Raw genomic sequence first — 7,281 nt, 5'->3', positions numbered from 1 at the left:
GATAGGCGTCGGCTTTGGAATCTCGCTCGGCGTATTGAAGCTCATATACCAAATCCCGCTGGCCTATATGCTCCTTCCAAGCTACGCTCTCGCTCTTGTGCTCACCTATTTTTCAACAGAAGAATTTGTTAACATCGCATGGGACAGCGCAGGGGTAACCACCGGTCCGATAACCGTCCCGCTGGTTCTGGCTCTCGGCCTTGGATTCGGAAACGCCATGGACGCCACCGAAGGATTTGGCATTCTTTCGATGGCTTCCATATGTCCGATTCTTTCAGTATTGTTTACCGGGATTTTGGTTCAGTGGACCAGAAAAACCAGCCAGGAGACCAGGCTCATAAACGCCCAAGCGGAGGCATATTAAGTCATGAATAAACGAGAGATAACTGTTCTTACAGACGTCGCCCTCATAACCTGCATTGTTCAGAAAGGGTTGGCGGACAGTATAATTACCGCCGCACGTAGCGCTGGCGCACAGGGGGCCACAGTGCATTACGGAAGGGGTATGGGTGTCCGCGAGAGGCTCGGGGTGCTTGGTGTCGCCGTTGAAGTTGGCAAGGAGATAATTGAGATCGTCGTCTCTTCCGAACAGGTGGAAAGGATATTCGAGGCAATGTATCTGGCAGGCAATCTGGATACTCCCGGGATGGGAATCATCTATATCACGCAACTGGAAAAAGCGGCGACCTACATACCGCAGGTCATTCTGGAGAAATTGAAACGCGAAAAAGAGGAAAAGGAAAGACGTGGGTAAACCTTCCAAATGCGCTCTGCATCAGGATAGTATAAAGGCTATCTGAAGATGGATATTCTTTCGAAATGCAAGCTTATCACCTGCATTCTCCCAAAAGGGAAAGCGGTCGATATTGAGAAGAAGCTTCACAGGGATAAAGGGATAGATTCCACCAACGTATGGAACGGCCGCGGAAGCGGCACAAAAAGATCGACCCTCCAGTCCGAGATCGAAGTGGAGATTATTTCCATCGTAGTGGATGAAAGCCGCGCTGACGAGATATTTGAATTCATCTATCATGAAGCTGATATCGGCGCTGTATCATCCGGCTTCATGTACCAGATGAACCTGAGAAAATCGAGCAGGTTTTTGCTTCCAGATATCGCCGAAGAAAAGTTCTAGCCCCTCCCCTTCTTTCGTGCTCTCTCTTTCCACGGCTGAAGCAGATCCTGCTGTTCTTTCCTGTCTTTATATTCACGGGCAACCCAGAGGCTCTTTCGTGTCTTAGGATCCATTTCAGACCAGTACATCGCCGTAGCCAATGTCATAGGGGTTGGTATAAATGCCTGCACCTGTTGAACGTTCCACCGCCTCGCCGTCAGAAAATCATGCACCTTTTTCATCTTTCCGTGTGTAGAACCTGGAAAACCGCTGATGAAATAAGGGATTATGTACTGTTCTTTCCCGGCTTCCTGCGTTGATCTTTTGAAAAATTCCACAAACTTTTCAAACTCCTCCATCCTCGGCTTTTTCATAAGATACAGGACTTCATCATCGACATGTTCGGGAGCAATCTTCAATTGACCACCTACATGGTGTTTTATAAGGTCGTTCAGATACTTCTCACCTGACTTCCTATCCGCGAAAGCTATGTCGTATCGCACACCTGAACCGATAGATATCTTTTTAACGCCTGGCACCTTGCGGGATTTCTCAAGCAGTTTCACCTGTGGGGTATGATCGGTAACCAGATGAGGACATATTGTTGGGAAAACGCATGACATTTTTCTGCACACCGATTGTATCTCCTTGCTCACGCAGTCGAGCCGATACATATTCGCGGTCGGACCGCCGATATCGCTGATCTGACCTCGATATCCATTCACCGAATTTAAAGATTCCAGCTCTTGAAGTATGCTCTTTTCCGAGCGTGAAGAGACTATCCTTCCGTGATGGAGTGTGATGGCGCAAAAACTGCACCCCCCAAAACATCCCCTGTTTGATGCGATAGAGAATTTTATCATCTCCCCTGCTGGAATCTTCTCCGTATAGGATGGATGCTGTTCGCGCGTAAAAGGCAACGTGTATATTGAGTCGAACTCCTCCGTGGATATCGGCAGCTGCGCCTGATTTACTACTACGGCAGAATCGCCGTGATACTGCACCAACCTCTTGCCGTTATACGGGCTCGCCTCAAGCTCAACGAAATATGCCGCTCGCGCGAACTTCTTTTTATCGTTGGCTACCTCCTTGAACGAAGGGAGAGTAAGCCGGGGTTCCAGCTCCCGTGCCGCCTCCTTAGTGGTTACGTATGCAACGCCTCTCAACTCCTGGATTTTCTCAATAGCTTTTCTATAAAGATTACCGCCTCGAGAAACGTATCCGGTTTCATCGGCAGACTTACTTAAAATTTCCGCAATCTCGGTTACGGTTTTTTCTCCCTGGCCGTACACAAGAAGGTCTGCGTCAGCGCTTTTCAGGATTGATGGGCGCACTTTGTTCATCCAGTAATCGTAGTGAGCGATCCTTCTCAAGCTTGCCTCTACGCCACCCAATAAAATAGGTGTATCTGGAAAGGCTCTCCTTGCGAGTTCTGTATATACCGAAACCGCATAATCAGGCCTGCCACCCCCTTTCCCTCCAGGGGCGTACTGGTCGTCGCTTCTCGTTTTCTTGTTTGCCGTATAGTTGTTCAACATGCTGTCCACGGCGCCGGATGAGATCCCTATAAAGAGTGTGGGGCGTCCGAAACGCTTGAAATCTTCGACAGTATCAGTTCGAGGCCTGGCTACGATTCCGACCCGATATCCAAGACGTTCCAGCCATCTCCCAATCAACGGAATACCGAAACTAGGATGATCCACATAGGCATCTCCTGTTATTAACAGGATGTCTATTGAATTCCACCCTCTTTGAGACGCCTCTTCACTGGTGGTCGGGAGAAATACGTCTTTTATTGATCTAATTTGCATATTTTTCATAGATGACGGCGCTGATTACAGAGAACAGCAGAATTTCAAATTTTGAATCGGGCTTGGTAAGTGGCGGTTCCAGATATTATTTTTTCTTTATTTTGACTTTCGCTTTTTTCGCAACGCTCTTTTTAACGCTTTTCTTTACCGTTTTGGAACTCTTTTTTGCAGTTTTAGGTTTTGCCACGACATTCTTTTTTGCTGTAGTCTTGGCGCTTTTAGGCTTGGGTTCAGCATTTTCAGCCAAGGCCTGCTGTATCAGTTTTTTTCTAAGCGCATGTCCAAGCTCAACACCAGGAGTAATCGGTTTTATCATCCAGTTTTTAAAGGAGGGGTAGATCTGGGTTATCTGAAACAGAATTTTGGCATTGGCAAGTGTCGTTTCAATTATCAGCCTGTGATTTCTTTCGGCAATTTCGGGTTTTAGCGGATATATTTTCGCCAAAGCCAGATGCTTATTAAAACTCCCTAGCATGTAGCCGGCGTATTTTGCGTAGTGAATGAACTCAGAGGCGTGATCTTTCAATTCGGTACGGACGAATCGTGAATTCGCCATCTCAATTTTAACCATTTTTTTTGTCATCTTCTATATCAATATTAAGTTAACATTGTACTAGCATGCAAAACGCATGACAACAATTAATGATAGCATCATTTTTGCAACCTTCAACACTTATATGTGTACCATTTCCAAATACATGTATCTAAATGTCTCCGCCAAACCGCTTCATGATGATGGCAAAACGTAAAAACCCGCTATCAACAAGGAACTATAATATCAGCTGATAGCGGGTTCGGTTTACGATTTTTTGGTAAGAACCGCATTCACCATGTATTCAAAAACCTCTATATCTTTATCAGTTTTTTTGCTGTAAATATCTCTGATCTTGGATATTACAGTAGACAATCTTAGGTTTCTTGCGCCGTATTTTGGGGTCTTTTCGCTTACCATTGGCAAATTGTCGACCTTGTCAAATGCTACGTTTCTCCCTGTCAGGAGCCAGTCAAGGGAACAACCTGAATACCTTTGAATTTTCAAAAGATTTTCATATGTCGGAATCTTCCCCTTTTGCCAGTAGTACTGGAAAAGCCCTTTTTCAATCCCAACTTTTTTTGACCAAGTATAAGGGCGCTCCCCTTGCATTAATATCTTTAGTCTGTCTTTGAATGTTTGCGCCATGACCAACTCCTTTTATAAAATAGTTGCAATGTTATTAATTTATTTTGCATCACCACATTACACCAATTGCATGCCTTCTCAACTTGTCCGTAGCTTGACTCCTATTTTCTCCATTTCCGGTTTACAAACCGGTAAAGCGGAGTAATTTAGGTTTGCCTTTACAACTCAGCACAGTATTATTCAACCATAAGTTAACATAATACCATACTAAAATTTTCCGATACCTGGCATTTCCACTTTAAACGGCCAAGGTATCCTATCTTTTCGCGGCATTTTAATTCTGCCGTACGCGTTCCCACTTGGACAAATAATATATTTTTTTTATGAAATATTCAAGATAATAAATTATGCTTTATTTGACTAATGTTGAGCTGATAAACAGTAATTTACATGCTTTCCTTGAGCAGAAAATCTATGATTTCCGCGAAATTTCCCTCAGGTTGAGCTCCTGTTATAGTGATGCCATTTACCAAAAATGTTGGCGTGCCGCCAAAGCCGAACTTCTTTGCCTCCGCCATATCACTTGATATTATCCCTGCAACGGCTTTCCCGTTGTAATCGTTTTTCAATTTTTCTTTATCGATTTTCAAACGTGAAATCAATTTTTGAAAGCCTGATTCGCCGTTTTTAAGCAGATCCTGATTACTGAAGATCATATCGTGAAACTTCCACGCTTCCTCCTGGCTCTGCATTCCTATTGCCTCAAAATACATAGCGGCCGGCAAAGCCTGTTTATGGAACGAGAGAGGATTGTGCTTATACACAAACCTTATATTGTCGCCGTATTTTTCAAGAACCGCTTTTACCGTCATTGCTCCCTTGGCGCAAAACGGACATTCAAAATCGGAATATTCTACGATTGTAACTTTCGCCCCCTGCTTTCCCCGAAATAGCCGCCCTTCCTCGATAAAAGGGACTTTTGGATTTTTCAATTCAGCGTTTCTTCTTTTTTGAGTTTCTAGCTGTTGTTTTTCTATCGCCCCTTTTTGGGCAATTTCAAACAATTCAATCTCTCGCCCCTTCATTGCGTCTAATATAATTTCCGGATTCTCTTTAAGAATAGACGCAATCTCATCTCTGCTTGCTCCCTTTTGGGATGTTTGGGTATTACAGGAGAAAAAGGATAACACCAGAAGAAGAAAAAACAGTTGCTGTTTCAAATAGCCCACCTTTTCAATGAATGTGATTTTTATTTTCCAGTCTTCCAATCATTTTGACAAGAAGATCGAAATCAAATGGTTTCTGAATATAATCAAAAGCGCCAAAATTGTGCATCCCTTTTAAGAAAGATTCGATTTCCGGTTTTCCTGTCATCAATATAAAAGGTACCATATTCTTATCGGATCTTAATTTTTCCAGCAATGCCATTCCTCCCATTGACGGCATATGAATATCGCTAACTATCATATCCACACTCTGGCTGGCCAGAAAATCCAGCGCCTCCGTGCCATCTACCGCTTCAATAACCTCGTGCCCAAGTGAATTGAGGAATTCTTTCAAAGTCTTGCGTAGCAGAGGGTCGTCTTCGCAGAGAATTATTTTGAGCATTTATTTTGAAAATATCCCCATTTGGATTTTAGGCAAATTCATTTTATTGCTTCTAAACTAACATAGAAAAAAGTTTTATGAAAATATCCCGTCCCGGTTTTGCCGGAACGGGATATTTCAAAGAATCAAATATCGTAATAAAGAGCGAACTCAACCGGATTTGGAGCCATATTTACCGGCTTTACCTCTTTTTGACGCTTATAATCGATCCAGGTTTCAATAACATCGTCAGTGAACACGTCACCCTTGAGAAGAAACTCATGATCTTCCTCCAGTTCGTTCAGCGCATCGCCGAGTGAACCTGGAAGTGCCGGAATCTCCGAAAGCTCTTCAGGAGAGAGTCCGTATATATCCTTATCAAGAGGCTCACCAGGGTCAATTTTATTCTGAATGCCGTCAAGACCAGCCATTAACATTGCTGTAAAGGCGAGGTAAGGATTGCAGGATGGATCCGGGAACCTGACCTCTATCCTCTTCGCTTTTGGGCTGTTTGAATACATGGGAATCCTTATTGATGCCGAGCGGTTTCTGCTGGAATAAGCCAGATTCACAGGGGCTTCAAAGCCGGGAACGAGTCTCTTGTAGGAGTTCGTGGTTGGCGCACACAGCGCCGCAAGAGCTTTGGCATGTTTCAAAATACCACCGATGTAGTATAAGGCCGTATCGCTCATACCGCCATAACCGTTCCCCGCAAAGAGAGGTTTTCCGTCCTTCCAGATCGATTGGTGAACATGCATTCCCGATCCATTATCATTGAGTATCGGTTTCGGCATGAAAGTGACAGTTCTGTTATTCCTTCGAGCTACATTCTTAATTATGTATTTAAAGAGATTCAGCTTGTCTCCCATCTCAACCAATGGTGCAAACCTCATGTCAATTTCCCCTTGGCCTGCTGTAGCAACCTCATGATGCTGACACTCAACTTTAATGCCGCACTCTTCCATCACCTGAACCATTTCATTCCTCAGGTTCACTGTTGAATCTGTCGGAGGAACTGGGAAATAGCCCTCTTTATATCTCGGTTTGTATCCCAGGTTAGGTTTTTCATCCCTGCCGGTGTTCCATTGAGCCTCTACCGACTCAAGATGAAAGAAGGAGTGTCCAGGGGCAGTGCTGTATCTGATGTCGTCGAAAATAAAGAACTCTGCCTCAGGCCCAATGAACACCGTATCGCCAATGCCTGTTGATTTCAAATACGCTTCCGCTTTCTGCGCAATGTAGCGTGGATCCCTTGAGTAACCTTCCCTTGTAATCGGGTCGACTATATTACAGATCAGACTTATTGTTTTCCTATCGAAGAACGGATCAATGATCATAGTATTGGTATCCGGCACAAGCATCATGTCCGATGCGTGAATCGGCTGCCACCCACGTATTGATGAACCATCGAATCCGTGCCCTTCCTCAAGCATATCCGCATCGACATGCGATGCCGGGAAGCTTGTATGCTGCCAGAGGCCGATAAAATCCATGAACTTGAAATCGACCGTTTTTACGTCATTGTCCTTGATAAACTTGACTACATCCTTGCCTGTCATCCCCATCCTATTTCTCCTAAAAACTCAATTTAAAAAATGTAAATTTACTTTATACCTTCGCACAACACAATCAAATAATATTCGGGTATC

Annotated in this window: 9 protein-coding genes; 3 read left to right on the top strand and 6 right to left on the bottom strand. The window is 44.1% G+C overall.

Annotated features, from left to right (window positions below; genetic code table 11):
* The 3 genes from OEY64_06740 to OEY64_06730 all read left to right on the top strand — a co-directional run.
* A partial coding sequence (locus OEY64_06740; GenBank protein MDH5542645.1) for a DUF1538 domain-containing protein occupies positions 1–364 on the top strand: 364 nt, incomplete at its 5' end.
* A 3-nt stretch (positions 365–367) separates the two neighbouring features.
* A complete protein-coding gene (locus OEY64_06735; protein ID MDH5542644.1) occupies positions 368–754 on the top strand; it encodes a P-II family nitrogen regulator in 387 nt (128 codons plus the stop codon).
* A gap of 48 nt (positions 755–802) precedes the next feature.
* Positions 803–1,135, top strand: coding sequence for a hypothetical protein (locus OEY64_06730; GenBank protein MDH5542643.1), 333 nt, complete (start codon positions 803–805; stop codon positions 1,133–1,135).
* Here the strand turns inward: OEY64_06730 and OEY64_06725 are convergent.
* From OEY64_06725 to glnA, 6 genes are all read right to left on the bottom strand, one after another.
* Entirely contained in the window at positions 1,132–2,925 is a 1,794-nt protein-coding gene (locus OEY64_06725) for a YgiQ family radical SAM protein (protein ID MDH5542642.1), read from the bottom strand. The two genes, OEY64_06730 and OEY64_06725, sit on opposite strands and share 4 nt — an antisense overlap.
* 85 nt (positions 2,926–3,010) lie before the next feature.
* The gene (locus OEY64_06720) at positions 3,011–3,496 is read right to left on the bottom strand and encodes a hypothetical protein (protein MDH5542641.1); all 486 of its coding nucleotides are present in this window, start codon (positions 3,494–3,496) and stop codon (positions 3,011–3,013) included.
* Between the two features lie 228 nt (positions 3,497–3,724).
* The gene (locus OEY64_06715; protein MDH5542640.1) at positions 3,725–4,105 is read right to left on the bottom strand and encodes a hypothetical protein; all 381 of its coding nucleotides are present in this window, start codon (positions 4,103–4,105) and stop codon (positions 3,725–3,727) included.
* Positions 4,106–4,491: 386 nt separating this feature from the next.
* Complete coding sequence (locus OEY64_06710; GenBank protein ID MDH5542639.1) at positions 4,492–5,130, bottom strand: DsbA family protein; 639 nt, start codon at positions 5,128–5,130, stop codon at positions 4,492–4,494.
* A gap of 148 nt (positions 5,131–5,278) precedes the next feature.
* On the bottom strand, positions 5,279–5,653 hold the full coding sequence (locus OEY64_06705) for a response regulator (GenBank protein MDH5542638.1): 375 nt from the start codon (positions 5,651–5,653) through the stop codon (positions 5,279–5,281).
* Between the two features lie 125 nt (positions 5,654–5,778).
* A complete protein-coding gene (glnA, locus tag OEY64_06700; protein MDH5542637.1) occupies positions 5,779–7,197 on the bottom strand; it encodes a type I glutamate--ammonia ligase in 1,419 nt (472 codons plus the stop codon).
* Positions 7,198–7,281: the final 84 nt, after the last annotated feature.

The sequence above is a fragment of the Nitrospinota bacterium genome (assembly GCA_029881495.1).
Classification (GTDB): domain Bacteria; phylum Nitrospinota_A; class UBA7883; order JACRGQ01; family JACRGQ01; genus JAOUMJ01.
Note: the sequence above shows the minus strand (reverse complement) of the source record. Positions and strands in the feature narration are given on the sequence as shown.

Excerpts from the sequence above, each read along its gene's own strand:
- OEY64_06735 (MDH5542644.1), top strand. The coding sequence starts at position 368 with ATGAATAAACGAGAGATAACTGTTCTTACAGACGTCGCCCTCATAACC.
- OEY64_06705 (MDH5542638.1), bottom strand. The coding sequence starts at position 5,653 with ATGCTCAAAATAATTCTCTGCGAAGACGACCCTCTGCTACGCAAGACT.
- OEY64_06725 (MDH5542642.1), bottom strand. The coding sequence starts at position 2,925 with ATGCAAATTAGATCAATAAAAGACGTATTTCTCCCGACCACCAGTGAA.
- glnA (MDH5542637.1), bottom strand. The coding sequence starts at position 7,197 with ATGGGGATGACAGGCAAGGATGTAGTCAAGTTTATCAAGGACAATGAC.
- OEY64_06720 (MDH5542641.1), bottom strand. The coding sequence starts at position 3,496 with ATGGTTAAAATTGAGATGGCGAATTCACGATTCGTCCGTACCGAATTG.
- OEY64_06710 (MDH5542639.1), bottom strand. The coding sequence starts at position 5,130 with ATGAAGGGGCGAGAGATTGAATTGTTTGAAATTGCCCAAAAAGGGGCG.
- OEY64_06730 (MDH5542643.1), top strand. The coding sequence starts at position 803 with ATGGATATTCTTTCGAAATGCAAGCTTATCACCTGCATTCTCCCAAAA.
- OEY64_06715 (MDH5542640.1), bottom strand. The coding sequence starts at position 4,105 with ATGGCGCAAACATTCAAAGACAGACTAAAGATATTAATGCAAGGGGAG.